The 23448-nt window shown below is 73.7% G+C and carries 22 protein-coding genes; 9 read left to right on the top strand and 13 right to left on the bottom strand.

Annotation, left to right across the window (positions count from 1 at the left end; all coding sequences use genetic code 11):
- Positions 1–142 precede the first annotated feature (142 nt).
- Positions 143–937 carry a hypothetical protein gene (locus KSK32_RS01560; RefSeq protein ID WP_216928093.1) on the top strand — a complete coding sequence of 265 codons (795 nt, stop codon included), beginning with the start codon at positions 143–145 and terminating at the stop codon, positions 935–937.
- On the opposite strand, the gene KSK32_RS01565 is transcribed toward KSK32_RS01560, so the two are convergent.
- The 8 genes from KSK32_RS01565 to KSK32_RS01600 form a co-directional block, all read right to left on the bottom strand.
- Entirely contained in the window at positions 934–1905 is a 972-nt protein-coding gene (locus tag KSK32_RS01565) for an IS481 family transposase (RefSeq protein WP_216928094.1), read from the bottom strand. The two genes, KSK32_RS01560 and KSK32_RS01565, sit on opposite strands and share 4 nt — an antisense overlap.
- 128 nt (positions 1906–2033) lie before the next feature.
- A complete protein-coding gene (locus KSK32_RS01570; RefSeq protein WP_091048117.1) occupies positions 2034–2813 on the bottom strand; it encodes an HAD-IIA family hydrolase in 780 nt (259 codons plus the stop codon).
- A gap of 33 nt (positions 2814–2846) precedes the next feature.
- Positions 2847–3878, bottom strand: coding sequence for a ferrochelatase (locus KSK32_RS01575; RefSeq protein WP_216927943.1), 1032 nt, complete (start codon positions 3876–3878; stop codon positions 2847–2849).
- A gap of 135 nt (positions 3879–4013) precedes the next feature.
- The gene (gene fabI, locus KSK32_RS01580; RefSeq protein WP_216927942.1) at positions 4014–4781 is read right to left on the bottom strand and encodes an enoyl-ACP reductase FabI; all 768 of its coding nucleotides are present in this window, start codon (positions 4779–4781) and stop codon (positions 4014–4016) included.
- Positions 4782–4804: 23 nt separating this feature from the next.
- The gene (gene fabG / locus KSK32_RS01585; RefSeq protein WP_216927941.1) at positions 4805–5560 is read right to left on the bottom strand and encodes a 3-oxoacyl-[acyl-carrier-protein] reductase; all 756 of its coding nucleotides are present in this window, start codon (positions 5558–5560) and stop codon (positions 4805–4807) included.
- Between the two features lie 557 nt (positions 5561–6117).
- Complete coding sequence (locus KSK32_RS01590) at positions 6118–7068, bottom strand: VWA domain-containing protein (protein WP_216928095.1); 951 nt, start codon at positions 7066–7068, stop codon at positions 6118–6120.
- Positions 7065–8012, bottom strand: coding sequence for a DUF58 domain-containing protein (locus tag KSK32_RS01595; protein ID WP_216928096.1), 948 nt, complete (start codon positions 8010–8012; stop codon positions 7065–7067). The genes KSK32_RS01590 and KSK32_RS01595 overlap by 4 nt, the downstream gene beginning before the upstream one ends.
- Positions 7991–9097 carry a MoxR family ATPase gene (locus KSK32_RS01600; protein ID WP_216928097.1) on the bottom strand — a complete coding sequence of 369 codons (1107 nt, stop codon included), beginning with the start codon at positions 9095–9097 and terminating at the stop codon, positions 7991–7993. The genes KSK32_RS01595 and KSK32_RS01600 overlap by 22 nt, the downstream gene beginning before the upstream one ends.
- Before the next feature lie 254 nt (positions 9098–9351).
- Here KSK32_RS01600 and KSK32_RS01605 point away from each other — a divergent pair, with 254 nt between their 5' ends.
- The 3 genes from KSK32_RS01605 to KSK32_RS01615 all read left to right on the top strand — a co-directional run bounded on the left by KSK32_RS01605 (position 9352) and on the right by KSK32_RS01615 (position 11898).
- The gene (locus tag KSK32_RS01605) at positions 9352–9561 is read left to right on the top strand and encodes a hypothetical protein (protein WP_018788370.1); all 210 of its coding nucleotides are present in this window, start codon (positions 9352–9354) and stop codon (positions 9559–9561) included.
- A gap of 73 nt (positions 9562–9634) precedes the next feature.
- On the top strand, positions 9635–10162 hold the full coding sequence (locus tag KSK32_RS01610) for a PH domain-containing protein (protein ID WP_216928098.1): 528 nt from the start codon (positions 9635–9637) through the stop codon (positions 10160–10162).
- Positions 10163–10533: 371 nt separating this feature from the next.
- Complete coding sequence (locus KSK32_RS01615; RefSeq protein WP_254187327.1) at positions 10534–11898, top strand: PH domain-containing protein; 1365 nt, start codon at positions 10534–10536, stop codon at positions 11896–11898.
- Positions 11899–12032: 134 nt separating this feature from the next.
- Here KSK32_RS01615 and KSK32_RS01620 read toward each other — a convergent pair whose 3' ends face one another.
- Positions 12033–13091 carry a phosphatase PAP2 family protein gene (locus KSK32_RS01620; RefSeq protein WP_216928099.1) on the bottom strand — a complete coding sequence of 353 codons (1059 nt, stop codon included), beginning with the start codon at positions 13089–13091 and terminating at the stop codon, positions 12033–12035.
- 115 nt (positions 13092–13206) lie between these two features.
- Between KSK32_RS01620 and KSK32_RS01625 the strand changes: the two genes are divergently transcribed.
- On the top strand, positions 13207–13611 hold the full coding sequence (locus KSK32_RS01625; protein ID WP_216928100.1) for a thioesterase family protein: 405 nt from the start codon (positions 13207–13209) through the stop codon (positions 13609–13611).
- On the top strand, positions 13608–14435 hold the full coding sequence (locus tag KSK32_RS01630) for an MBL fold metallo-hydrolase (protein ID WP_216928101.1): 828 nt from the start codon (positions 13608–13610) through the stop codon (positions 14433–14435). The genes KSK32_RS01625 and KSK32_RS01630 overlap by 4 nt, the downstream gene beginning before the upstream one ends.
- A gap of 13 nt (positions 14436–14448) precedes the next feature.
- Here KSK32_RS01630 and KSK32_RS01635 read toward each other — a convergent pair whose 3' ends face one another.
- A complete protein-coding gene (locus KSK32_RS01635; protein WP_216928102.1) occupies positions 14449–15351 on the bottom strand; it encodes an aminoglycoside phosphotransferase family protein in 903 nt (300 codons plus the stop codon).
- A gap of 7 nt (positions 15352–15358) precedes the next feature.
- Positions 15359–15868: a MarR family winged helix-turn-helix transcriptional regulator gene (locus tag KSK32_RS01640; RefSeq protein ID WP_216928103.1), complete on the bottom strand. Its 510-nt coding sequence runs from the start codon at positions 15866–15868 to the stop codon at positions 15359–15361.
- A gap of 81 nt (positions 15869–15949) precedes the next feature.
- Here KSK32_RS01640 and KSK32_RS01645 point away from each other — a divergent pair, with 81 nt between their 5' ends.
- On the top strand, positions 15950–17176 hold the full coding sequence (locus KSK32_RS01645) for a multidrug effflux MFS transporter (protein ID WP_216928104.1): 1227 nt from the start codon (positions 15950–15952) through the stop codon (positions 17174–17176).
- Between the two features lie 76 nt (positions 17177–17252).
- On the opposite strand, the gene KSK32_RS01650 is transcribed toward KSK32_RS01645, so the two are convergent.
- The gene (locus KSK32_RS01650) at positions 17253–18185 is read right to left on the bottom strand and encodes a carbohydrate kinase (protein WP_216928105.1); all 933 of its coding nucleotides are present in this window, start codon (positions 18183–18185) and stop codon (positions 17253–17255) included.
- 334 nt (positions 18186–18519) lie between these two features.
- Between KSK32_RS01650 and KSK32_RS01655 the strand changes: the two genes are divergently transcribed.
- A complete protein-coding gene (locus KSK32_RS01655) occupies positions 18520–19656 on the top strand; it encodes a lytic polysaccharide monooxygenase (protein ID WP_374226688.1) in 1137 nt (378 codons plus the stop codon).
- Positions 19657–19716: 60 nt separating this feature from the next.
- Here the strand turns inward: KSK32_RS01655 and asnB are convergent, their stop codons facing one another.
- On the bottom strand, positions 19717–21678 hold the full coding sequence (gene asnB / locus KSK32_RS01660; RefSeq protein WP_216928106.1) for an asparagine synthase (glutamine-hydrolyzing): 1962 nt from the start codon (positions 21676–21678) through the stop codon (positions 19717–19719).
- A 113-nt stretch (positions 21679–21791) separates the two neighbouring features.
- Here asnB and KSK32_RS01665 point away from each other — a divergent pair, with 113 nt between their 5' ends.
- A complete protein-coding gene (locus KSK32_RS01665; protein ID WP_216928107.1) occupies positions 21792–23267 on the top strand; it encodes an aminopeptidase P family protein in 1476 nt (491 codons plus the stop codon).
- Positions 23268–23448 lie beyond the last annotated feature (181 nt).

Raw genomic sequence — 23448 nt, forward strand, 5'->3', positions numbered from 1 at the left:
GCCCCGGCGTGTCGCCCGGCGACGCGCCGACCGGGCCGTCATCCGTCGGCACGAACCGGTGCGAAGGGGGCAGTTGGGGCCAGGTCGCGCCGCCGGAGCGGCAGCCGAGACAGCAGCGGCGCGGAGCACGTACCCTTTCCGCATGTCCTCCCCCGCAACGGGCGCGGCCACGCTGGCTCCGCGCCGGTCGAGCCGGTTCGTCGCCTGGGTGCGTGCCTGGCGAGCCGGTCTCGTGCCGTTCGACGAGGTGGCCGACGCCGTCGCCGGCGACGAGGAGCACCTCGTCGCCGACGCCCCCGGCACCTGGACCGACGTGTCGCTGCGGGAGGCGCTGCCCAGCCTCGCCAAGCACTCACCCGACGACATCCGCCTGGTCCTGCCCGCGCCCGGCGACCCGCGCGGCCTGCCCGGTCCGGGCGCGTTCGCCGGGGCGGCGCTGGTGGCGGGCGAGGCGGTGGTGGCGAGCGGGATGGGGCTGGTGCCCGAGGTCCGTACCCACACCTCCGGCTCCGGGATGACCTGGGAGACGGTGCTCTGGCGAGTCCATCCGCTGCCGACGGACGCGCCGAAGGCGTCGCTGGCCACGCCGGGCGCGGCGGAGGCCGAGGCCGAACTCGCCGCCGTGCTGGCCGAGACCACCGCGATGCTGACCCGGCTGGACGTCGCGCAGTGGCGGCCGGAGCTGGCCGGTGCGCTCGCCGCGCTGCGCCGCCCGGACGGCGCCACCGACCTGCCCCCCGGCTTCGACCCACGGGCCCGCCGCCTGTTCGCCCGCGCCGCGGTGCTGGACCGCGTGCTCGCACTGGCCGGCGAGAGCGCGCCGGGCGGCGCGGTGAACACCTACGAGGCGCAGCAGCGGGACGCGGCGCTGCGGCCGCTCACCACCGCGTGCCGGCAGGCCCTGGTGGCCGCCTGCAACGCGCCGCTGCGGCTCTAGCTGTAATGCCCAGCAGCGTTGTTGACGCGGTTGATGGGTGGTTTGCCGCCGAGTGAGGTGTGGTTGCGGTGGTGGTTGTAGGTGTGCAACCAGGCGGGTAGAGCGTCAGCGCGTTGCTGGTTGCTGGTGAAGGGTTGGGCGTAGGCCCATTCGTCGCACAGGGTGCGGTTGAAGCGTTCGGCTTTGCCGTTGGTCTGTGGTCGGTAGCGGCGGGTGAAGCGGGCGGTGGCACCGAGGTCGGTCAGGGCCTGGTGCCAGGCTCGGCCGCGGCGGTAGGCCAATGCGTTGTCGGTCATGACGCGTTCGACGCGGGTGATGCCGTGGGTGGCGAAGTGCTCGGCAGCGCGGCGTAGGAAGCCGGCACAGGTGTCGGTCTTCTCGTCGGGGTGGATCTCGGCGTAGGCGAGACGGGTGTGGTCGTCGATGGCGCAGTGCACGTAGTCGAAGCCGACACGGCTGGCGTTGCGGGCACGGCGGTGTTCCAGGCTGTCGCGGCCCAAGATGCGCCAGCCGCCGCCGTCGCGAACCCGGCCGAGTTTCTTGACGTCGACGTGGATCAGCTCGCCGGGCCGGTCGCGCTCGTAGCGGCGGATGAGCTGACCGGTGGGCCGGTCGAGCCAGGCCAGGCGATGTAGACCGTGCCGCGTCAGAACGGCGTGCACCGTCGAGGCCGGCATCCCGAGCAACGGTCCGAGCCGGCGAGCCCCGAGTTTGCGTTCCTGGCGCAGTTGGCAGACCCGCGCCTCCAACTGGGCGGACGTCTTGTGCGGCTGGTGGTGAGCCCGGCTGGATCGATCCCGCAGACCAGCGTCGCCCTCGGCCCGCCACCGCTGCAGCCACTTGTAGCCGGTGGCCCGAGAACAGCCCAGTTCCTTCACGACGTGGGCCACCGGCCGACCCTGGTCAACGACACGCGTGATGAGCAGCCGCCGGCCGTGGATGGTCAGCCGGGCATTACGGTGGGCCATGAGACCTCCGGTTCCGTGTGGGCGTCAGCACCTCACACCTCGCCGGAGGTCTCGCCTCGTCTCAAGCCGCCACGCCGTCAACAACCCTCATGGGCATTACATCTAGCGGGCCCCGGCCGCGCCCCGGCTCAGACCTCGTCGATCAGGTCGGCCACCGAGTCGACGATCCGCGACGGACGGTACGGGTACCGCTCCGCCTCGGTCCGGCTGCTGATCCCGGTGAGCACGAGGATCGTCTCCAGCCCGGCCTCCAGGCCGCACAGGATGTCGGTGTCCATCCGGTCGCCGATCATCGCGGTCGACTCGGAGTGCGCGTCGATGGTGTTCAGCGCCGAGCGCATCATCATCGGGTTGGGCTTGCCGACGAAGTACGGGTCGACCCCGGTCGCCTTCGAGATCATCGCCGCCACCGAGCCGGCCGCCGGCAGCGCGCCCTCCATCGACGGGCCGGTGGCGTCCGGGTTGGTGCAGATGAACCGGGCGCCGTCGTTGATCAGCCGGATCGCCTTGGTGATCGCCTCGAAGCTGTAGGTCCGCGTCTCCCCCAGCACCACGTAGTCAGGGGCGAAGTCGCTGAGCACGTACCCCACCGCGTGCAGCGCCGTGGTCAGGCCGGCCTCACCGATCACGTACGCGGTCCCGCCCGGCCGCTGGTCGGCCAGGAACTGGGCGGTCGCGAGCGCCGAGGACCAGATCGCCTCCTCCGGCACGTCCAGCCCCATCCGGGCCAGCCGGGCCTGGAGGTCACGCGGGGTGTAGATGGAGTTGTTCGTCAGCACCAGGAACGGCTTGCCGGAGGCGCGCAGCTTCTTGACGAACTCCGGGGCGCCGGGCACCGGCTGCCCCTCGTGCACCAGCACGCCGTCCATGTCGGTGAGCCAGCTCTGCACCGGCTTGCGGTCAAGCATCGTGTCGTCCCCAGGGGTGTCGTCGGGTCGGGCTCAGGGCCGGCGGGCCGGGGGCACGCAGCACACCGCCGGGCAGATGTCCCAGGCGGGCAGCTCGCCGAGCCGGCGGCGCAGCCGCTCGCCGTCCGGGGCAGTGCGCTCCAGGACCAGTTCGCGGACCATCGCCACGAACCGCGGGTCGACCCCGGGTGTGCCGGCGCGGACGAAGTCCAGGCCGAGCTGCTTGGCCGTCTCCAGCGCCTCGGTGTCCAGGTCCCACACCACCTCCAGGTGGTCGGAGACGAAGCCGATCGGGCTGACCACCACGCTCGTCACGCCCTGCTCGGGCAGGGTGGCCAGGTGGTCGTTGACGTCCGGCTCCAGCCACGGCACCTGCGGCGGCCCGGACCGGCTCTGCCACACCAGGTCGTACGCCAGGTCGGGCGCGGCCGCGGCGTGCACCAGCCGGGCGACCTCCTCCATCTGGGCGGTGTAGCGGCCGCCGTGCGGGCCGGCGGTGGCGGCCGCCGACATCGGCACCGAGTGCGCGGTGAAGACCAGCCGGGTGCCGTCCCGCTTCGCCGGGTCGAGCTGGGCCAGCGCGGCACGGACCGCGTCGACGTGCGGCTCGATGAAGCCGGGGTGGTCCCAGAACTGGCGCAGCTTCTCGATCAGCGGGGCGTCCGGGCCGACCGCGGCGCGGGCCGAGGCGATGTCCTCCTGGTACTGGCGGCAGGACGAGTAGCCGCCGTACGCGCTGGTGACGAACGCCAGCGCCCGGGTGATCCCGTCGTCGTGCATCCGCGCGACGGTGTCGGCGAGCATCGGATCCCAGTTGCGGTTGCCCCAGTAGACCGGCAGGTCGACGCCGTTGGCGGCGAAGTCCTCGCGGATCGCCGCGAGCAGGTCGCGGCACTGCTGGTTGATCGGTGACACCCCGCCGAAGTGCATGTAGTGCTCGGCGACCTCGGCCAGCCGCTCCGGGGGCACCCCCCGCCCCCGGGTCACGTTCTGCAGGAACGGGAGAACGTCCTCGGGCCGTTCCGGGCCACCGAAGGAGACCAGCACCAACGCGTCGTACGCCATGGGGCCATTGTTCCCCGCCCGCCGTCACGGCGTGGCGACGCCCCCTGGTCGAGGCGGTGACCACCCGGGCCGCGGCGTGTTAACAAGGGCCCCTTCCGCTGCACGAGGCGTTAAGAAGGGGCCCCTCCTTACATCTCAGGCGCCGATGGCGTGGTAGCCGCCGTCGACGTGGACGATCTCGCCGGTGGTGGCCGGGAACCAGTCGGACAGCAGCGCCAGGCAGGCCCGGGCGGCGGGCTCGGAGTCGGTCAGGCTCCAGCCCAGCGGGGCCCGCTCGGTCCAGGCGTCCTCGAACTGGTCGAAGCCGGGGATGGACTTGGCCGCGATGGTCCGCAGCGGGCCGGCCGCGACCAGGTTGCTGCGGATGCCCTGCTTGCCCAGGTGCAGCGCCAGGTAGCGGGAGGCGGACTCCAGCCCGGCCTTGGCCACGCCCATCCAGTCGTAGACCGGCCACGCCTTGGTGGCGTCGAACGTGAGACCCACCACGGCACCGCCGGCGGACATCAGCGGCAGCGCCGCCATGGCGAGGGACTTGTACGAGTAGGTGGAGACCTGGAGCGCCGTCGCCACGTCCGCCCACGGGGCGTCGAGGAAGCCGCCGCCGAGGCAGCTCTGCGGGGCGAACCCGATCGAGTGCACGACGCCGTCCAGGCCGTCGACGTGCTCGCGCACCTTGTCGGCCAGCCCGGCCAGGTGGTCCTCGTTCGAGACGTCCAGCTCGATCACGGGCGCCGGCTCGGGCAGCCGCTTCGCGATCCGCTCCACCAGGGAGAGCCGGCCGTAGCCGGTGAGCACGACCTGCGCGCCGTTCTCCTGGGCGAGCTTCGCCACCGAGAAGGCGATCGAGGCGTCGGTGATGACGCCGGTGACCAGCAGTCGCTTACCGGCGAGAAGTCCGGACATTGCGTGTCTCCTCCGTGCTCTGCTCAGTGACCCATGCCGAGGCCGCCGTCGACCGGGATGACGGCGCCGGTGACGTATCCGGCCGCGTCCGAGGCGAGCCAGGTGACGACGCCCGCGACCTCGTCCGGGGTGGCCATCCGGCCGGCCGGGATCGACTTGCGGATCTCCGCCTTGCGCTCCTCGGACAGGCCCGCGGTCATGTCGGTGTCGATGAAGCCGGGCGCCACCACGTTCGCGGTGATGTTGCGGGTGCCCAGCTCGCGGGTGATCGAGCGGGCCACGCCGACCAGGCCGGCCTTGCTGGCGGCGTAGTTGACCTGGCCCGCGCCGCCGGCGAGGCCGACCACCGAGGAAATGAAGATCATCCGGCCCCAGCGGCCGCGGAGCATCTTCGTCGAGGCCCGCTTGGCGACCCGGAACGAACCGGTCAGGTTGGTGTCGAGGACGCGGGCGAACTGCTCCTCGGACATCCGCATGATCAGCGTGTCGTCGGTGATGCCGGCGTTGGCGACCAGGACCTCCACCGGGCCGAGCTCGGCCTCGACGGCGGTGAACGCGGCGTCGACCGACTCGGCGTCGGTCACGTCGCACCGCACCCCGAACAGGCCGTTCTGACCGCCGGCTCCGCCTGCGTCAAACCCCGGCTCGGCTGCGCCGGCACCTGGGGCTCCGCTACTGCGGTACGTGACGGCCACCCGGTCGCCCTGCTTGGCGAACGCCTGCGCGATGGCCAGGCCGATCCCCCGGTTCCCGCCGGTCACCAGCACGGTTCGGGCCACGGATCCCCCTCTGCTCCAGTGATCTCTCGGTCGGTCGGAGCCTAGGGGTTACCGACAGGTAAGCGCTAACCCGCGCAGGTCACAGCGCCGCCGCGGCCGGGGTCCGCGGGACCGGCGGCCGCGCGTGCGACACCCACACCCCCGGGTGTACGATCATCGCGTCTGCGGGCCGCTCCGTGCCCGCTCCGGGCTCCGCCGACCGCAGGAGGTGATCGCTGTGCGAGATAGCGATCCTCCCAGTCGTGGCCGGGCCCACCGTCAGCCCCGCTGAGCCACGGCTCGGTCGACGCGGCTGACCCGCTTCCCGCCCTCCGCACCGCATCCCTCTCCGGCTGACACGCCGGGGCGTGGCCTGCCGCGCGGCGGAGCACCCGGTCACGACTTCGTGCGCGTACGTCCCGACCCCCCACGGCCCGCACCGGGCCGACCGTCGCCACGGAGCACACTCATGAGCCGTTACGTCGCCCCGCTGGGCTTCACCCTCGCCGCCGTCTGGGTGGCGGTCCTGTTCGTGCTGGCCGGCGGCGGTCACTGACCACCGCCGGCCGGTTTCCGGCTCAGACCAGCCGGGACGTCCAGAGCAGACTCAGCGCGCCCGCGCACAGCGCCAGCAGCAGCGCGATCCCCGCGTACCACTGGGTGATCTCGCGCGGCTCGGTGCGGTAGCCGATCGAGCTGCCCATGTCCTGGTAGACCTGCTTCAGCTCGCTGGCCGACGCGGCCTCGTAGAAGAAGCCCTGGGTGGTCTCCGCGAGCTGGGACAGCGCGGTGCGGTCCACCGGCACCCGCTGGAGCTGCCCGCCGATGTCCACCTGCCCCGAGTCGGTGCCGAACGCGATGGTGGACACCGGCACGTTCGCCGCCTGCGCCGCCGCGGCGGCCTCCTCCACCGAGCGGCCCGACGTGCGGTAGCCGTCGGACAGCAGCACGATCCGGGCCGGCGGGATACCGGCGGCGCCGTCGGCCGGCACCGAGCGGATCGCCTCCAGGCAGGTGAAGACCGCCTCGCCGGTGGCGGTCGCCTCGGCCAGCACCAGCCCGTCGATCGCGGTGGTGACGGCGGCCCGGTCCTTGGTCGGCGGCACCAGCACGTTCGCCGACTTGGCGAACGAGACGAGCCCCAGGTTGTAGCTCTCCGGCAGCTCGCCGACGAACTGCTTGGCCGCCTCCTGCGCCGCCTCCAGGCGGTTCGGTGACACGTCGTCGGCCTGCATCGACAACGACACATCGATCGCGAGCATCACGGTGGCCCGTTCCAGCGGCTCCCGGGTGTCGATCGCCGGCCGGGCCAGCCCGGTCGCCAGCACCAGCAGGCAGAGCAGGAACGCGGTGGCCGCGATGTGCCGCCGCCAGCCCAGTCCCTTCGGCGCGACGGTACGCAGCAGGTCGACGTTGGTGAACCGCAGCGCGTACTGCCGGCGGTGCAGTTGCCGCCAGACGTACGCGGCGGCGAGGGCGAGCACCGGCAGCACGGCCAGCAGCCACCACGGTTGCATGAAACGGATCATCGAGTCGTCCCTCTGGTGCGGGCGTGCCGCTGCGCGGCGACGAAACGCACCATGTCCAGCAGCCAGTCTCGGTCGGTACGCAGGCGCAGGTGGGCCGCGCCCGCGGCGCGCAGCTCGGCGGCGATCGCACCACGCTGGGCGGCCGCCGCCTCGGCGTACCGGCGGCGCAGGCCCGGGTCGGCGGTCTGCACCTCGTGCAGTTCACCGCTCTCCGGGTCGACCACCGGCAGCACCCCCACGTCGGGCAGTTCCAGTTCCCGCGGATCGACCACCTCGACGGCCAGCACGTCGTGGCGGACCCGCAGCTTACGCAGCGGCCGGCCCCACTGCTGCGGCGGCGCGAGGAAGTCGGAGATCACCACCGCCACGCCGCGCCGCCGGGGCGGCCGGTTGAGCATGTCGACGAGCGCGCCGAGGTCGCTGCGGCCGGGCCGGATCTCGGCGCCGGCGACCGCCCGCAGCAGCCCCTGGGCCTCCTTGCGGCCGGAGCGGGCGGGCAGCCGCAGCATCGTCCCCGGCCCGCCGGTGCCGACCACCGCGCCGATCCGGTTGCCGCCCCGCACGGTCAGGTGGGCCAGCGCGGCGACCGCGGCGACCGCCACGTCCCGCTTGAGCCACCGCCCGGAGCCGAAGTCCAGGCTGGCCGACATGTCGACGGCCAGCCACGTCTCCAGTTCACGGTCGGCCACGGTACGCCGGACGTGCGGCATCGTGGTGCGGGCGGTGACCGGCCAGTCCATCCGGCGTACGTCGTCGCCGGGCCGGTACTCCCGGGACTCCCCCGCCTCGCTGCCCGGTCCGGGCAGCAGCCCGGCGTAGTCGCCCTGGAGCAGCCCGTCCAGCTTGCGGGTGACCATGAGCTGGAGCCGGGCCAGCACGGCCCCCGAGCGGTCGCCGGCGGCGCTCAGCGGGGTGGGCTGGATCACGGCCGCTGCCCGGGCCATCCGTTGTGCGGGACGGCCGGTGGCGGCGGTGTGGCCTGCTGGCGGGGCGCGACGGCGGGCAGCGGAATGGTCGACATCACCCGGTGCACGATGTGGTCGGCCGGTACGTCGTCGGCGAGCGCGTCGTAGCTGAGCACCAGCCGGTGGCGCAGGATGTCCGGCGCGATGTCCTGCACGTCCTGCGGCAGCGCGTAGTCCCGTCCGCGCAGCAGCGCCAGCGCGCGGGTGGCCCGGACCAGGCCGAGCGAGGCGCGCGGGCTGGCCCCGTACTGGATGAGCTGGGCGACGTCGGGCATGCCGTGCTCGGCCGGCGCCCGGGTGGCGAGCACCAGCCGGACCGCGTAGTCGACGAGCGCGTTGTGCACGAACACCTGGTCGGCCTTGTGCTGGAGGGAGACCAGGTCCGGGGTGTCGAACACCCGGGCCGGCTCGGGCGGGGCCACACCCATCCGGTAGACGATCTCGCGCTCCTCGGCGTCGGTCGGGTAGCCCACGACGATCTTCATGAGGAACCGGTCCCGCTGCGCCTCCGGCAGCGGGTAGACGCCCTCCTGCTCGATCGGGTTCTGGGTGGCCATGACCAGGAACGGGTCCGGCACCCGGTGGCTCTCGCCGCCGATCGAGACCTGCCGCTCGCTCATCACCTCCAGCAGCGCCGACTGCACCTTGGCCGGCGCGCGGTTGATCTCGTCGGCGAGCAGGAAGTTGACGAAGACCGGGCCCAGCTCGACGTCGAACTTCTCGCTGGACTGCCGGTAGATCCGGGTGCCCATGATGTCGGCGGGCACCAGGTCGGGGGTGAACTGGACCCGGGCGAACGAGCCACCGACGACCCGGGCCAGGGTCTCCACGGCCAGCGTCTTGGCCACGCCCGGCACGCCCTCCAGCAGGCAGTGACCGCGCGCCAGCAGCGCGACGAACATCCGCTCGACCATCCGGTCCTGACCGACGATCACCCGCTTGGTCTCGAACAGCGCCCGCTCCAGCAGCGTGGCGTCCTGTGCCGGGGTGGTGCCCGCCGGGGGCGGCGCGTCCGGCGCCACCTCGGTCGGGTTCGGCACGTCGGGCGTGGTCGGCTGGGCCACCGGTCCTCCACAGCAGGGTCGTCGTCGCGGCGTGGTGCGTATCAAGACTGTCATGCCTTGCTGAGAGCCGAGGGTGGGAGAGACACGATTTTCGCCGCGCCGTCCGGCCACGCCGTCCCGCCGCGCGGAAAACGCTGAACACGGGTGGACAACAAGGGGTACGCGGTGTGTACGATTCACCCCGTCGCCGGGCGGCTCCCCCCGTGGCCGCCCGGCGCTAAAACTCCCGGCGTGCGGCCTCTAGACTCGCCCCGGTGACGACTCCCACCACCCCGGACGAGACGCTGATCTGCTCGGCGCGGGGGTGTCGCGCACCCGCCGCGTACCAGCTCCGCTGGCACAATCCCCGCCTGCACGCGCCCGACCGGCGCAAGACCTGGCTGGCCTGCCCGGACCACCGCGGCTCCCTCGGTGACTTCCTCGACGCACGCGGCTTCCTCCGCGAGGTGGTCCCGCTTCCCTGATCGCCTACGCTCGAAGCGTGAGCGAGCAGACGAACCGAGCCCGTACCGGCGGCGAGCACGGCAGGTCCTCCCGGTGAGCGGTGACGGCCCCGCCGGCCTCCCGCCCGCCTCGCGCAGCGCGTTGGAGCCCTGGCCCGACACGGTCCGCTGGCAGCCGATCTCCCGCGACCTGATCTGGGTGGAGCTGATCCGGCTCGGCATCGGGCTGGCGGTGGCACTCGTGGTGCTCGGCGTGGCCTGGGCGCTGGCCGGGCACTGGCTACTCGGCGCCGCCGTCGGCGGGGCGCTGCTGCTGGGCGTCTGGCGGACGATCACGATCGTGCGCGCGGTCCGCGCCTGGGGGTACGCCGAGCGCGACGACGATCTGCTCGTGCGGCACGGCCTGCTGGTGCGGCGGCTGTCCATCGTGCCGTACTCGCGGATGCAGTTCGTCGATGTGAGCGCGGGTCCGCTGGAGCGCGCCTTCGACCTCGCCACGGTGCAGTTGCACACGGCCGCCGCCGCGAGCGACGCCCGTGTGCCGGGGCTGCGTCCGGCCGAGGCGTCCCGCCTGCGCGACCGGCTGACCGCGCTGGGCGAGGACCGGGCGGAGGGCCTGTGAGCGAACGGAGCGACTCCGGCGCCCCGCCGCCCTCCGAGGACCGGCCCGACCCGGCGCCGGGCCGGCCGGCGCCGTCCGGCCCGGCGCAGCCTCCTGCGCCGGAACAGTCGCCGGCTCAGGGACAGCCCGGGCCGGGACAGCCCGCCAACGGGTATCAGTGGCCGCCGGCGCCGGGTTACGGCCCGCCCGCCGCGCCGTCCGTCCCCGGACCGCCCGGATACGGGCCACCACCCGGATACGGACCGCCGTCCGGATACGGGCCACCTCCCGGGTACGCACCGCCACCCGGCTACGGGCCGCCCGGCTCGACGGCACCCGGATACGGCCCGCCGCCCGGACCCGACGCGGCACCCGGGCCGTGGCCCGCGCCGCTGCCGCCGTACCCGGGTCCGTGGGGTCCGGCGGCCGGGCCGCCCGCCGGTGGTGAGGAGCCACGGCAGCGGCTGCATCCGCTCAGCCCGGCGCTGCACGGCGCGAAGTCGCTGGTCGTGGTGATCGCCGGGCTCTCCTGGTCGACGCTGTCGCGGGTCGGGTTCGGCTGGTTCGCGGTGCTGGTCACGGTCTTCGTGCTCGGCGCCACCGTGCTGTCGGTGGTGAGCTGGTGGAACACCGGCTACCACCTGGTGGGCCGCGAGCTGCGCGTGTACGAGGGTCTGCTGTGGCGGCGTACCCGGGCCATCCCGCTGGAGCGGTTGCAGGCGGTGGAGGTGGTCCGGCCCCTGCTGGCCCAGCTCACCGGCCTGGCCGAGCTGCGGCTGGAGGTGGTCGGCGGGGGCAAGACCGAGGCGCCGCTGGCCTACCTCAGCGTGGCCGAGGCCACCGCGCTGCGGCAGCGGCTGCTCGCGGTGGCCGGCCGCTCCGCACCGGCGCCGGCTCCGGCGGCCGAGCCCGGCGCACCGGCCGCGCCCGTGCCGGAAGGTCGCCGGCTGCACGCCGTGCGCAACCAGGATCTGCTGATCAGCCAGTTGCTCACGCCGCAGGCGTTCCTGCTGCCGGTCGGCCTGGTGTTCGTCGGCGCCCAGTTCCTGTCCGAGGGCTCGTGGTCGTTCATCGCGGTGGCCAGCACGCTCACCGCGATGGCCGGCGTGGTGCTGCAACCGATCCGCCGGGTGCTCGACGACTGGGGCTTCCGGCTCGACCGGGACGACGGCACGCTGCGCGTGCACAACGGGTTGCTGGAGACGCGGATGCAGACCGTGCCGCTGCGCCGGGTGCAGACGGTACGGGCGACCTGGCCGCTGCTGTGGCGGATGAAGGGGTGGCTGCGCCTGCGTCTGGAGGTGGCCGGCTACTCGGCCGGTGAGCTCGAGGACCGCAACCGTCCGGACCGGCTGCTGCCGGTCGGCGACGCGGGCACCGGCGCGATGGTCGTGGCGGAGGTGCTGCCCGGCGTACGACTGGACGCGCTGCCCGCCACGCCACCCCCGTCGCGGGCCCGGTGGCTGCACCCGCTGAGCCGCAAGGTGGTCGGCGCGGGTCTCGACGAGCAGGTCTTCGTGGCCCGCTCCGGGCTGCTGACCAGGCAGGTGACGCTGGTGCCGTACGCCCGGATCCAGAGCGTGCGCGTCACCCGCGGTCCGGTGCAGCGGCTGCTGCGGCTGGCCACCGTGCACGCGGACACCGCCGGTGGGGCCGGGGCGGCGGCCGTCCACCGGGACCTGGCCGACGCGTGGGAGCTGGCCGCGGAACTGACCGAGCGGTCGCGGACCGCCCGCCGGAGCGACAGCGACCACTGACCGCCGGGCCGAACCGGACCGGGCCGGACCAGGCCGGGGTCGGATCGGATCGGATCGGGTCGGATCGGGTCGGGTCGCCACCGCGGTGACGGCGACGGCACGGTCCGCCGGGGAGTCGGCGGACTGCCGAGGGCCTACCGGCGCTCGGCGGGCACCGCGTCCCGGTCGCCGGCCGCCCGGTCCGGGGTCTCGGCGGCGGTGTCGCCGTCGACGGGCGCGGCGGCGGGCGCGCCGGCCCGCCGGGCCTGCCGCGCCGCCCACCAGCGCTCGGCCAGGCCGACCACCAGGAACGTCATGCCCACGTACGCCCAGCCGACCAGCACGTCGATCAGGTAGTGCTCGCCGCTGTACATCAGCGTGAACGTCATGGCCAGCGGGTACGCGAGCATCAGCGGCCACCAGCGCTTGCGCACCGACCGCATGAAGAAGAGCACCACGAACAGCGCGAACGCGGTGTGCAGGGACGGCATCGCGGCCACCGGGTTGGAGGCGATCTGCCCGGCGTTGAGCAGATTGCCCGCGCCGTGCATACCGATCTCCTTCCAGCCCCGGGTGGAGATCCGCGCGACCTCGGTCAGCAGGCCGTTCTGCGCCGCCCACCACGGCGGCGCGGCCGGGTAGGCGAAGTAGGTGACCAGTCCGGCCGCGCACAGGAAGCCCCAGCGGGACATGTACGCGATCCAGCGCCGGCGGTTACGCATCCAGAGCACGGCCGCGGCGGCGAACGTCGCCACGAAGTGCGAGAAGTAGATCCAGCTCACCAGCACGTCCCACCAGCGCACCTCGGCCGGGTCGTACAGGCGCTCCTGGAGCCAGATCGTCGGCACCTCGCCGCCGGTGAGCCAGCCGGTGAGGAACCGGTCGGCGACGATCAGCTCCATCGCGTGCGGGGTGGCGCCGTTGTCGGCGAACCCCCGGGACAGGTTGTACGCGGCGAGCAGCAGCACCACCGGGATCCAGTCCCGGGCGAACCGCAGGTGGCTGCGCCACGGGCGGGCCGAGTTCCACGCGACCGTGCCGGCCCAGATCCACAGGAACGCGTACGCCGGGTCGGTGGGCAGGCCGATGCCGAGCCACGCGACGACGAACGCGACGCCCCAGACGGTCATCGCGATCACACGGCGGCGCCCGCCGTCGGGCGACTCGGTGGTCGCGGCGGGGGCGGGGGTCGGAGATTGTGTCTGCTCGGCCATCGTGGTCAAGGTTAACGGCGGGCGACCGGCAGCCCTGCGGGCGGGCGGTGACGACCGGGCCGGCGGCGGCCCGGACGCCGGACGGCCGCGGGTCGGCTGCACTAGGCTCGGCCGCATGCAGGAGCAGCCGGAGTCGCCCTTCACGCCGGGCCTGACCGCCCGGGTCGAGCTCACAGTGGCCGACGCCGACACCGCGCAGGCGGTCGGCTCCGGGGACGTGCCGGTGCTCGGCACACCGCGGGTGCTGGCGCTGGCCGAGGCGGCGACGGTGGCCGCCACCGCGACCCGGATGCCGTCCGGGTTCACCACCGTCGGCGTGCGGGTCGAGCTGGAGCACCGCGCGGCCACACCGGTGGGGCGTACCGTGACGGCCCACGCCGAGCTGGTGAAGGTCGACGGGAAGCGGCTCGTCTTCGACGTGACAGTCACCGACGGCCCGACAGTGGCGGCGCAGGGGCGCGTCGAGCGGGCGCTGGTCGACCGGCAGCGCTTCGTCGAGCGGGCCGTGCGCCAGTCATGACCGCCGGGTTCACGGAGGTCGCCGCCGGGGTGCACGTGCGGCGCGAGCCGGTGCTCGCGGTGAACGTCGTGCTGGTGGTCGGTGACGGCGCGGCGCTGCTCGTCGACACGCTCTCCACCGCCGGGCAGGCCCGGGAGCTGGCGGAGGCGGCGCGGGCGGTCACGCCGTACCCGTGGACGATCGTGAACACGCACCACCACTTCGACCACTGCTTCGGCAACGCCACGCTCGCCGGGCCGGACACCGCGATCTACGCGCAGGCCCAGGCCGCGGCGGCGCTGCGGGACCGGTCCGACGCGGTGCGCCGCGCCGCGTACGAGGAGATGCGCGCCGGGCATCCGGCGCTCGCCGAGGAGCTGGCGCGCACCGAGCTGCGGGCGCCGACGCACGAGGTGCACGAGGAGACGGTGCTCGACGTGGGCGGCCGGCGGGTGGTGCTGCGCCATCCCGGGCACGGGCACACCGACGCCGACCTGGTGGTGCACGTGCCCGACGCGGACGTGGTGGTCGCGGGCGACCTGGTGGAGCAGAGCGGGCCACCGGCGTTCGAGGAGTCGTACCCCCTGCGGTGGCCGGACGCGCTCGCCGACCTGCTGCGGCTGACCACGCCCGCGACGGTGGTGGTGCCCGGTCACGGCGAGCCGGTCGGCGTGGACTTCGTCCGCGAGCAGCACACGCAGCTCGCGCGGCAGGCGTGGCTGATCCGCGCCGGGCACACCGGCAGCGCACCGCCGGAGCGGGTGGCGGCCGAGTCGCCGTTCGGCGCCCGGCCGGGCCTGATCGCTGCCCGCCGCGGCTACGCGGAGCTGGACGGCACGGCCTGACCGGCGGCCGGGCTCAGCCGGGGTCGGCCAGGATCTCGCCGAGGCGGTTGCGGCACTCGGCGACGAACGCCGGGAACGTGTCCCAGTAGTACGAGACGCCGCTGGCCGCCACGCCGAGCGCCCAGGCGCGGGCCCGCGCCCAGGTCACGTCGTCCACGCCGAGCGCCTCCCGGTAGGCGTGCCGGGCCTGCGGCGGGAGGTCCCAGATCGGCGCGTGTTCGGCGTCGGGGTGCCCGACGGTCAGGCCGCCGAAGTCGATGACCGCCCGCAGCCGTCCGTCGTGCACCAGCAGGTTGGTGGGCTTGAGGTCGCCGTGCAGCCAGACGTGCGGGCCCGCGGGTTCGGGCAGGGTGAGGGCGTCCCGCCAGAGCCGGACCAGGGTGTCGACGTCCGTCTCGTCGCCGATGTAGCTCCGGCAGTCCTCCAGCGCCGCCGAGATCCAGGTGTCGCAGGGGTGGAGGCTGCCACCGCGGTATCCGTTCAGCGCGCCCGCGCGGGTCGCACCGAGCAGGTCGGCCGCGTGCAGGCGGCGGACGAACACGGCCAGGTCGGCGCCGAGGGCGGCCCAGTCCTGGACCGTGCCGGGCCGGACCTCGTCGCCCGGTATCCACCGCTGCACCGACCACGGCAGTGGGAAGGCGCCGGCCGGGCCGCCGGCGTACACCGGTTCGGGCACCCGGTACGGCAGCAGCGGCGCGAGCCGGGGCAACCACTGCTGCTCCTTGCGCAGGGCACCGGCCTTCTCCGCGGTCCGGGGCAGCCGGACGAGCAGGTCGTCGCCGAGCCGGTACATCGTGTTGTCGGTCCCGGCGCCGGCCGGCGTCAGCGGCAGCGCGGCCCACTCGGGGCGCTGGCCGGTCAGCAGCGCCCGGACAATCTCCTCGTCCACCGGTATCTCGTCCTGGTGCAACGCCATCCGGTGATCATGCGGGGCGGGAGGGCGCGGCGGCCACCGGGTTTCCGGCGGCCCGCCCAGGCGGTTCCGGCCGGGCACGGCCCCGCAGGGTGCCGAGCAGCGCGTCGAGGTGCGGGGCGGCGGCCAGGATCGCCGCCCGCGCCGCCGGGTCCAGTTCGGCCAGTGCCTCGTCGAGCAGCGCGGCCCGGTTGGTCTCGTAGTCGGCCATCCGCGCCCGGGCGGCCTCGGTCACACGCAGCCGCAGCACGCGGCGGTCGCCGGGGTCGCGGTCCCGGGCCAGCAGCCCGGCGTCGGTGAGGTCGCGGACCAGCGTGCTCACCGTGTTGGGGGCGGTGCAGAGGCGGCGGGCCACCTCCTTGCCGCTGATCCCCGGTGTCTCCCGCACCAGCAGGAGCAACTCCACCTGGGCCTCGGGCAGCGGGTCTCGTCCGACGCGCGCCCCGGTCCGGCGGCGCAGGAGGCGGTGCAGCTCCCCCACGACCGCTCCGACGCGCGCGACCTGCTCGTTCGTCGCCACGGGGCCACCCGCCTCACATCGCAACAGTTCTGACTACAGATGTAAGGTACCCGGACGCACCGGATCCAGGGGGTACCGCTCGTGAGCAACGCCGCGCCGACCGCCGCGCGCCCGGCCGCCGACCGCGCCACCGCGTCCACCGGCGGCGTGACGCTGCTGGTGCTGCTCGGCACGCTCACCGCGATCGGCCCGCTGTCGCTGGACATGTATCTGCCGGCGTTCCCGGCCATGACCCGCGACCTCGGCGCCGACCAGGCCGGCATCCAGCTCTCGCTGACCACCTGCCTGATCGGCCTCGCAGTGGGTCAGCTCGTCACCGGTCCGCTCAGCGACCGCTGGGGGCGCCGCCGTCCGGTGCTGGTCGGCGTGGTCGCGTACACGGTGCTGGCGCTGGCGTGCGCCGCGGCGCCGAACGCCCCGCTGCTGGCCGCCGCGCGGTTCGCCCAGGGCGTCGCCGGCGGCATGGGCGTGGTGGTCGCCCGCGCGGTGGTCCGCGACCTCTACTCCGGACGGGACGTCGCGAAGTACTTCTCCCGGCTCACCCTGGTCTTCGGGGTGGCGCCGGTGGCGGCGCCGAGCGTGGGCAGCCTGGTGCTGCGGTTCGGCTCGTGGCGGGCCGTCTTCGTGACGCTCGCCGTCATCGGGGCGGTGCTCGCCGTCGCGGTCGCGCTGCGCCTGCCGGAGACGCTACCGCCGCAGCGCCGCAGCACCGGCGGCCTGGGGGCCACCGTCCGGACCATGCGGTCGCTGCTCGCCGACCGGGTCTACCTCGGGTACGCGCTGACGCAGGGCTTCGCGTTCGCCGGACTGTTCGCGTACATCTCCGGGTCGTCGTTCGTGTTCCAGGACGTCTTCGGCGTCTCCCCGGCGGTGTTCAGCGTCATCTTCGGTGTCAACGCGCTCGCCCTGGTCGCGGTCGGGCAGGCGAACGCCCGGCTGCTCGACCGGTTCACGCCGCGCCGGCTGCTGGTCACCACGCTCGTGGTCGGCCTGGTCACGGCGGCCGGCGTGCTGACCGGCGCGCTGGCCGGCAGCCTGGCCGTGACGGCGGTGGCGCTGTTCGCCTTCGTCGGCTCGCTCGGCATGGTGATGCCGAACAGCACCGCGCTGGCGCTGGACGCGCACGCCCGGCACGCGGGCACCGCCGCCGCGCTGATGGGCGGCCTCCAGTCGGTGGTCGGCGCGCTGGCCGCGCCGCTGGTCGGGCTCGGCGGCGAGGGCAGCGCGCTGCCGATGGCGGTGGTCCTGGCCGGCGCCGCGTTCCTGTCGCTGACCGCCGTCGTGACGCTGGCCCGCACGCGCGCCTGAGCCCGCCTGCGCGCGGGAGGGCGGGTGTTAAGAAGGGGCCCCTGCTCTACCGGAGGCGTTAACAAGGGGCCCTTCCTTACCCCGCGAAGCGGGTTTCGACAGCGGTGCGGGTGGGCATGGCGGTGGCGCCGCCCGGTGACTCGCACACCACCGCCGCCACCCGCAGCGCGAACGCGACCCGCTCCCGCCAGCCGGCCGGGTCGGCCGGCTCACCGGCGGCCAGCAGGTCGGCCACCAGCGCGCCCATGACCGAGTCGCCCGCGCCGGTGGCGTCCACCGCGTCCACCTTCGGCGCGGGTACGCGTACCACGTCGTCGGCGGCGGCGACCAGGGCGCCGTCCGCGCCGAGCGTGACCACCACGGTGCTCGCGCCCAGCTCCCGCAGGTACGCGGCGACGCCCTCGACCGGCTCGTCCGGGTAGAGCAGCCGCGCGTCGGCAGCGCTGAGCTTGACCAGGTGCGCGGCGGCGGCGAACTCGGCGACCACCGCCCGCAGCCCGTCCAGCGCGCCCGGCGCGGTGAGCAGGCGGGGCCGCACGTTCGGGTCGAACACCCGCAGCGCGCCCGCGATCGACCAGGCGCGGCGGGCGGCGGCCAGCACCGGCGGGTCGAGCAGCACGACCGACCCGCAGTAGAGCACGTCAGCGCCCTCGACCAGCGCCACGTCCAGGTCGTCCGGGCCGAGCAGCGCGTACGAGCGGGGCTCGCCGTAGAAGCGGAAGTCCGGCTCCGGACCGGCGAACGTGGCCACGGCGAGCGCGGTCGGCGCCGGCACCGTCACGGTCCCGCTGACGTCCACACCCGCGCCGGTGAGGAACGCGCGGATCCGGCCGGCCAGCACGTCGTCGCCGAGCGACCCGACGAACCGCGCGTCCCCGCCGAGCCGGGCGGTCGCCACCGCCACGTTGAGCGGACCGCCGCCGATGGCCTGCCGGTAGACGGGTTCCCCGTCGTGCTCGGCGTCGAGCAGGTCCACCAGTGCCTCGCCGAGCACCACCGCGTAACCCATCCTGGCTCCCCTCGTCGTCCCTCCCCCGATCCTGGCGCATGCCGGGGTCGCGGCGCGCCGCGACCCGGACATCGAGCAGCACCTATTGCGACGGGCGGCCGGACGTGGTGGGATGGCGATGCCGGGTACGACGCGGGGGGCTGCCGCGTCGCCGGCCGCCGGGTCGAGCCGACGCGAGGGCATCCACGGTCCGTGACAACGGACCGCAGGCGGTGCGCGCCCGCCGACGGCCCCGGCCGCACGCCGACCGGGCGCGGGCACCGCGATCGTCGCATCCGCTCGTCGCAGCGGGGCGGGCCGGACCTGGCCACGCTCCGCGAGTCAGGAGATCCCCGTGCACCGATTCCGTACGGCCGCGTTGCTCACCGCGGCCGCCACCCTGGCCCTGGGCGCGTTCGCCCTGGCCACCAACTCCGGACCGGCGGCCGCGCACGGCGCGGCCATGACGCCGGGCGCCCGCACCTACCTGTGCTGGAAGGACGGCCTCACCGGAACCGGTGAGATCCGGCCGAACAACCCCGCCTGCTCGTCGGCGGTGGCCACGAGCGGGGCGAACTCGCTGTACAACTGGTTCAGCGTGCTGCGCTCCGACGCCGGCGGGCGGACCGTCGGGTACATCCCCGACGGCAAGCTGTGCAGCGGCGGCAACCCCGGCTTCAGCGGGTACGACGCGGCGCGCAACGACTGGCCGGTCACCCACCTGACCGCGGGCCGGTCGATCGAGTTCCGGTACAGCAACTGGGCCCACCACCCGGGCACGTTCTACTTCTACGTGACCAAGGACAGCTGGAGCCCGAACCGGCCGCTGGCCTGGAGCGACCTGGAGGAGCAGCCGTTCCTGCAGGTGACCAACCCGCCGCAGCGCGGCGCCGTGGGCACCAACGACGGCCACTACTACTTCAGCGGCAACCTGCCGTCGAACAAGAGCGGCCGGCACATCATCTACTCGCGCTGGGTCCGCTCGGACAGCCAGGAGAACTTCTTCGGCTGCTCCGACGTGACGTTCGACGGCGGCAACGGCGAGGTGACCGGGATCGGCTCGGGCAGCAGCCCCGCCCCGACCACCCCGGCGCCGACCACGCCCGCCCCGACCACGCCGGCGCCGACCACGCCGGCACCGACCACGCCCGCGCCGACGACGAGCCCGACCATGCCGCCGCCGGGCAGCGGCGACTGCATGGCGGTCTACAAGGTGGTCAGCGCCTGGCAGGGCGGCTTCCAGGGCGAGGTCGAGATCATGAACCACAGCACCCGGACGTACGCCGGGTGGACGGCGAACTGGACCTGGCCGAGCGGCCAGACCATCAACCAGGTGTGGAACGGCACGTTGAGCGGCAGCGGGGCGTCGGTGAGCGTCTCCAACGCCGCCTACAACGGCAGCGTCCCACCGGAGGGCCGGACCACGTTCGGCTTCACCGCGAACTTCTCCGGCACCAACTCCCTGCCCACTGTCACCTGCACCGGCAGGTGATCCCGCAGTGAGGAGGGCCCCCGGGGTGTACCCCGGGGGCCCTCCTCCGTCACGGTCGGCTCAGCGGACCATGCTGCCGACGACCGGCTTGGTGAGCAGCGCGGACTGGTTGCGCTGGATGCCCGGGTCGAGCGTCTTGGCCACGAAGATGGCGTGCCAGATGCAGAAGATCAGCACGGTCCACACCTTGCGGGAGTGGTCGGCCTCCTCCCGCTTGTGCTCGTCCAGCAGGCGCATCGCGTACGACAGGTCGATCAGGTCACCGGCGCCCGAGGTGGCCAGCACGTGCCGCGCCCACTCGTACATCTCGCCGCGCAGCCAGACGCGGGTCGGGGTCGGGAAGCCCAGCTTCTTGCGGTTGACGATGGCCGGTGGCACGACACCCTGGAGGGCCTGGCGCATCGCGTACTTGGTGGCCTCGGAGCGGGGCGGCAGCTTCAGGTCGACCGGGATGCCGGCGGCGACGTTGAACACCTCCCGGTCCAGGAACGGCACCCGCACCTCCAGCGAGTGCGCCATCGAGATCCGGTCGGCCTTGACCAGGATGTCGCCGCGCAGCCAGGTGTAGAGGTCGACGTACTGCATCTTGGTGACGTCGTCCAGCTCGGTGCACTCGGCGTAGATCGGGGCGGTCACGTCGGTGTAGCGCACCGAGGGGTCGTAGCGGCGCAGCAGGTGCTGCTTCTCCTCCTCGGTGAACATCCGGGCGTTGCCGTAGTAGCGGTGCTCGATCGGGGTGGTGCCGCGCTCCAGGAAGCTCTTGCCCTTGACGCCCTGCGGGATGGCCTTGGACACCGCGCGCAGGCCCTTCTGCACGCCGTCGGGCAGGCTGTTGACCGCGTTGAGCGACAGCGGCTCCCGGTAGATCGTGTAGCCGCCGAAGAACTCGTCCGCGCCCTCGCCGGAGAGCACCACGGTGACGTGCTCGGCGGCCTTCTTCGCCACGAAGTAGAGCGGCACCAGGGCCGGGTCGGCGACCGGGTCGTCCAGGTGCCAGACGATCTTCGGCAGCGCCTCGATCATGTCCTGCGGCCCGATCTTGGTCGGGATGGTGGTCACGTCGAGGTGCCGGGCCGAGTCCTGGGCCACGTCGATCTCGGAGTAGCCGGGCACGTCGTAGCCGACGGTGAAGGTGAGGATGTTCGGGTTGAACTCGCGGGCCAGCGCCACCACCGCGGTGGAGTCGATGCCGCTGGACAGGAACGAGCCGACCGGCACGTCCGAGCGCATGTGCATCCGGACGCTCTCGCGCAGCGTCTCCCGGATGTCGTGGTAGAGCCGCTGCTCGTCGGAGACCGGGGCCGGGCGGAACACCGGGCGGTACCAGCGGCGCACCTCGATCCGGCCACCCGGGGTCCAGGTCAGGTACTCCCCCGAGCCGATCCGGCTGATCCCCTTGTGCAGCGTGCCCGGCTCCGGCACGTACTGCAGCGTCAGGTAGTGGCTCAGGTTGGCGGTGTCGATGCCCGCGTCGCCCTGGTACGCCGAGTACGCGAACGGCAGCAGCGCCTTCTTCTCCGAGGCGAGGTAGAGGCCGTCCTGGGTCTCCAGGTAGTGCAGCGGCTTGATGCCGAAGTAGTCCCGCGCGCCGAAGGCCCGCCGCTCCTGCCGGTCCCAGATCACGAACGCGAACATGCCGCGCAGCTTGGTGAGCACCTGCTCACCCCAGTAGTGGTAGCCGGCCACGATCACCTCGCCGTCGCCGTTGGTGGCGAACTGGGCGCCGTAGTCGCGGATCAGCTCCTCGCGCAGCTCGATGTAGTTGTAGATCTCGCCGTTGAAGGTGAGCAGGTAACGCCCGCCCGCGTACGGCAGGGGCTCGTGGCTCAGCGCCACGTCGATGATCGCCAGGCGCTTGTGCGCGAACACGCCGTCCGCGTACCGGCCGGAGGCGTCGCCGACCACCTCGACCCCTGTCTCGTCCGGGCCACGGTGGTGCAGGCACTCCAGTGCGCCGGCGATGTTGTCGCGGTGGGCGGCGGCGTCGCCGCGCGCGCTGAAGAAGGCCAGGAGTCCGCACATGGCCGCCATCTTTCCACGCGCCGGAAGCCACCGTCGCGGCACCGCAGGCACCTCCCGCTGTCGTGCGCGCGGTACCGTCGGGACCAGCGACGAGGCTCAGGGAGGGGCGGATCATGGCCGAGGAGCGGACCCGGCAGGGCAAGGCGGCGGACGGCACGGAGTCGCACGACCCGGATTTCCCGGAGGCGTTCCTGTCCTTCATGCGGCAGGGCTGGCGGGACACCGAACTGCCGGTCACCCCGCGCCCGGAGGTGCCAAACCACGCCAAGCGGCGGGCCGCGCTGGCCGATGCCTTCCCGGGCGAGACGCTGGTCATCCCCACGGGCAACGAGAAGGTACGCGCCAACGACACCGACCACCGGTTCCGGCCGGGCAGCGACTTCGCGTACCTGACCGGCGACCTGGAGCCGGACAGCGTCCTCGTGCTGCGGCCGGGCGGCGAGGCCACCCTGTTCATGCGGCCCCGGTCGTCCCGGGCGACCGACGAATTCTTCCGCAGCCGCCACGGTGAGCTGTGGGTGGGCCGCCGGCCGACGCTGCGGGAGAAGTCCACCGAGCTGGGCCTGCCGACGGCCGACCTGAGCGAGCTGGACGCGGCGCTGGCCGAGCTGGCCCCGGGGCGTACCCGGGTGCTGCGCGGTTTCGACGCCCGGGTGGACGCGGCGGTCCGTCGGTACGACGGCGCGCGCGCCGAGGGGCAGCCCGGCCGCGACCGGGAGCTGGCGATCGCGATCTCCGAGCTGAAGCTGGTCAAGGACGAGTGGGAGATCGCGCAGCTCCAGGAGGCGTGCGACGCCACGGTGCGCGGCTTCGAGGACGTGGCGCGGGCGCTGCCGGCCGACCGCGGGGTCTCCGAGCGGCTGCTGGAGGGCGTGTTCGCGCTGCGCGCCCGGCACGACGGCAACGACGTCGGCTACGGCTCGATCGTCGGGGCCGGCGAGCACGCCACGATCCTGCACTGGGTGCACAACCACGGCGCCACCCGTCCGGGTGAGCTGCTGCTGATGGACATGGGCGTGGAGAACCGCAACCTCTACACCGCCGACGTGACCCGGGTGTTCCCGGTCGACGGCCGGTTCACGCCGTTGCAGCGTCAGGTCTACGACGCGGTGTACGCCGCGCAGCAGGCCGGCATCGAGATGTGCCGGCCCGGCGTGGCGTTCCGGGACGTGCACCTGGCCTCGATGCGGGTGCTGGCCGAGGCGCTGAAGGATCTCGGGCTGCTGCCGGTGAGCGTGGACGAGGCGATGGATCCGGCCTCCACCGTCTACCGGCGGTGGACGCTGCACGGCACCAGCCACATGCTCGGCATCGACGTGCACGACTGCGCCAACGCGCGCAAGGAGATCTACCGCGAGGGGCCGCTCGGCGAGGGGTACGTGCTCACCGTCGAGCCGGGGCTCTACTTCCAGCCGGAGGACGAGCTGGTCCCGGAGGAGCTGCGGGGCGTCGGCGTGCGGATCGAGGACGACATCCTGGTCACCGCCGACGGCCCGGTGAACCTGTCGGCCGGTCTGCCGCGCGCCTCCGCCGAGGTGGAGACCTGGCTGGCCGAGCAGCGTGAGGCGGGCCCCCGCCTGCCCGGCTGATCCGGCGGGCCGCGACGACGTCCGGCGGGCCCCACCACCGTGCCTTTCCGGCGGGTGGTGGGGCCCGCCGCCGTCCGGGCCGTTCCCGTCCCGCTCACGCGGTTGGTCACCGACCGCCGTTCGTGGGAGGAATGCGGGCTTTTTTCGGATAAGTCTTCCTCGCGAGGAACCTTCTCATACG

Origin of the sequence: Micromonospora sp. WMMB482 (assembly GCF_019038635.1) — a bacterium.
GTDB classification, from domain to species: domain Bacteria; phylum Actinomycetota; class Actinomycetes; order Mycobacteriales; family Micromonosporaceae; genus Micromonospora; species Micromonospora marina.

Coding starts and splice junctions, on each gene's coding strand:
- KSK32_RS01560 (WP_216928093.1), top strand. CDS start 143: ATGTCCTCCCCCGCAACGGGCGCGGCCACGCTGGCTCCGCGCCGGTCG.
- KSK32_RS01565 (WP_216928094.1), bottom strand. CDS start 1,905: ATGGCCCACCGTAATGCCCGGCTGACCATCCACGGCCGGCGGCTGCTC.
- KSK32_RS01570 (WP_091048117.1), bottom strand. CDS start 2,813: ATGCTTGACCGCAAGCCGGTGCAGAGCTGGCTCACCGACATGGACGGC.
- KSK32_RS01575 (WP_216927943.1), bottom strand. CDS start 3,878: ATGGCGTACGACGCGTTGGTGCTGGTCTCCTTCGGTGGCCCGGAACGG.
- fabI (WP_216927942.1), bottom strand. CDS start 4,781: ATGTCCGGACTTCTCGCCGGTAAGCGACTGCTGGTCACCGGCGTCATC.
- KSK32_RS01590 (WP_216928095.1), bottom strand. CDS start 7,068: ATGATCCGTTTCATGCAACCGTGGTGGCTGCTGGCCGTGCTGCCGGTG.
- KSK32_RS01595 (WP_216928096.1), bottom strand. CDS start 8,012: ATGGCCCGGGCAGCGGCCGTGATCCAGCCCACCCCGCTGAGCGCCGCC.
- KSK32_RS01620 (WP_216928099.1), bottom strand. CDS start 13,091: ATGGCCGAGCAGACACAATCTCCGACCCCCGCCCCCGCCGCGACCACC.
- KSK32_RS01625 (WP_216928100.1), top strand. CDS start 13,207: ATGCAGGAGCAGCCGGAGTCGCCCTTCACGCCGGGCCTGACCGCCCGG.
- KSK32_RS01630 (WP_216928101.1), top strand. CDS start 13,608: ATGACCGCCGGGTTCACGGAGGTCGCCGCCGGGGTGCACGTGCGGCGC.
- KSK32_RS01635 (WP_216928102.1), bottom strand. CDS start 15,351: ATGGCGTTGCACCAGGACGAGATACCGGTGGACGAGGAGATTGTCCGG.
- KSK32_RS01650 (WP_216928105.1), bottom strand. CDS start 18,185: ATGGGTTACGCGGTGGTGCTCGGCGAGGCACTGGTGGACCTGCTCGAC.
- asnB (WP_216928106.1), bottom strand. CDS start 21,678: ATGTGCGGACTCCTGGCCTTCTTCAGCGCGCGCGGCGACGCCGCCGCC.
- KSK32_RS01665 (WP_216928107.1), top strand. CDS start 21,792: ATGGCCGAGGAGCGGACCCGGCAGGGCAAGGCGGCGGACGGCACGGAG.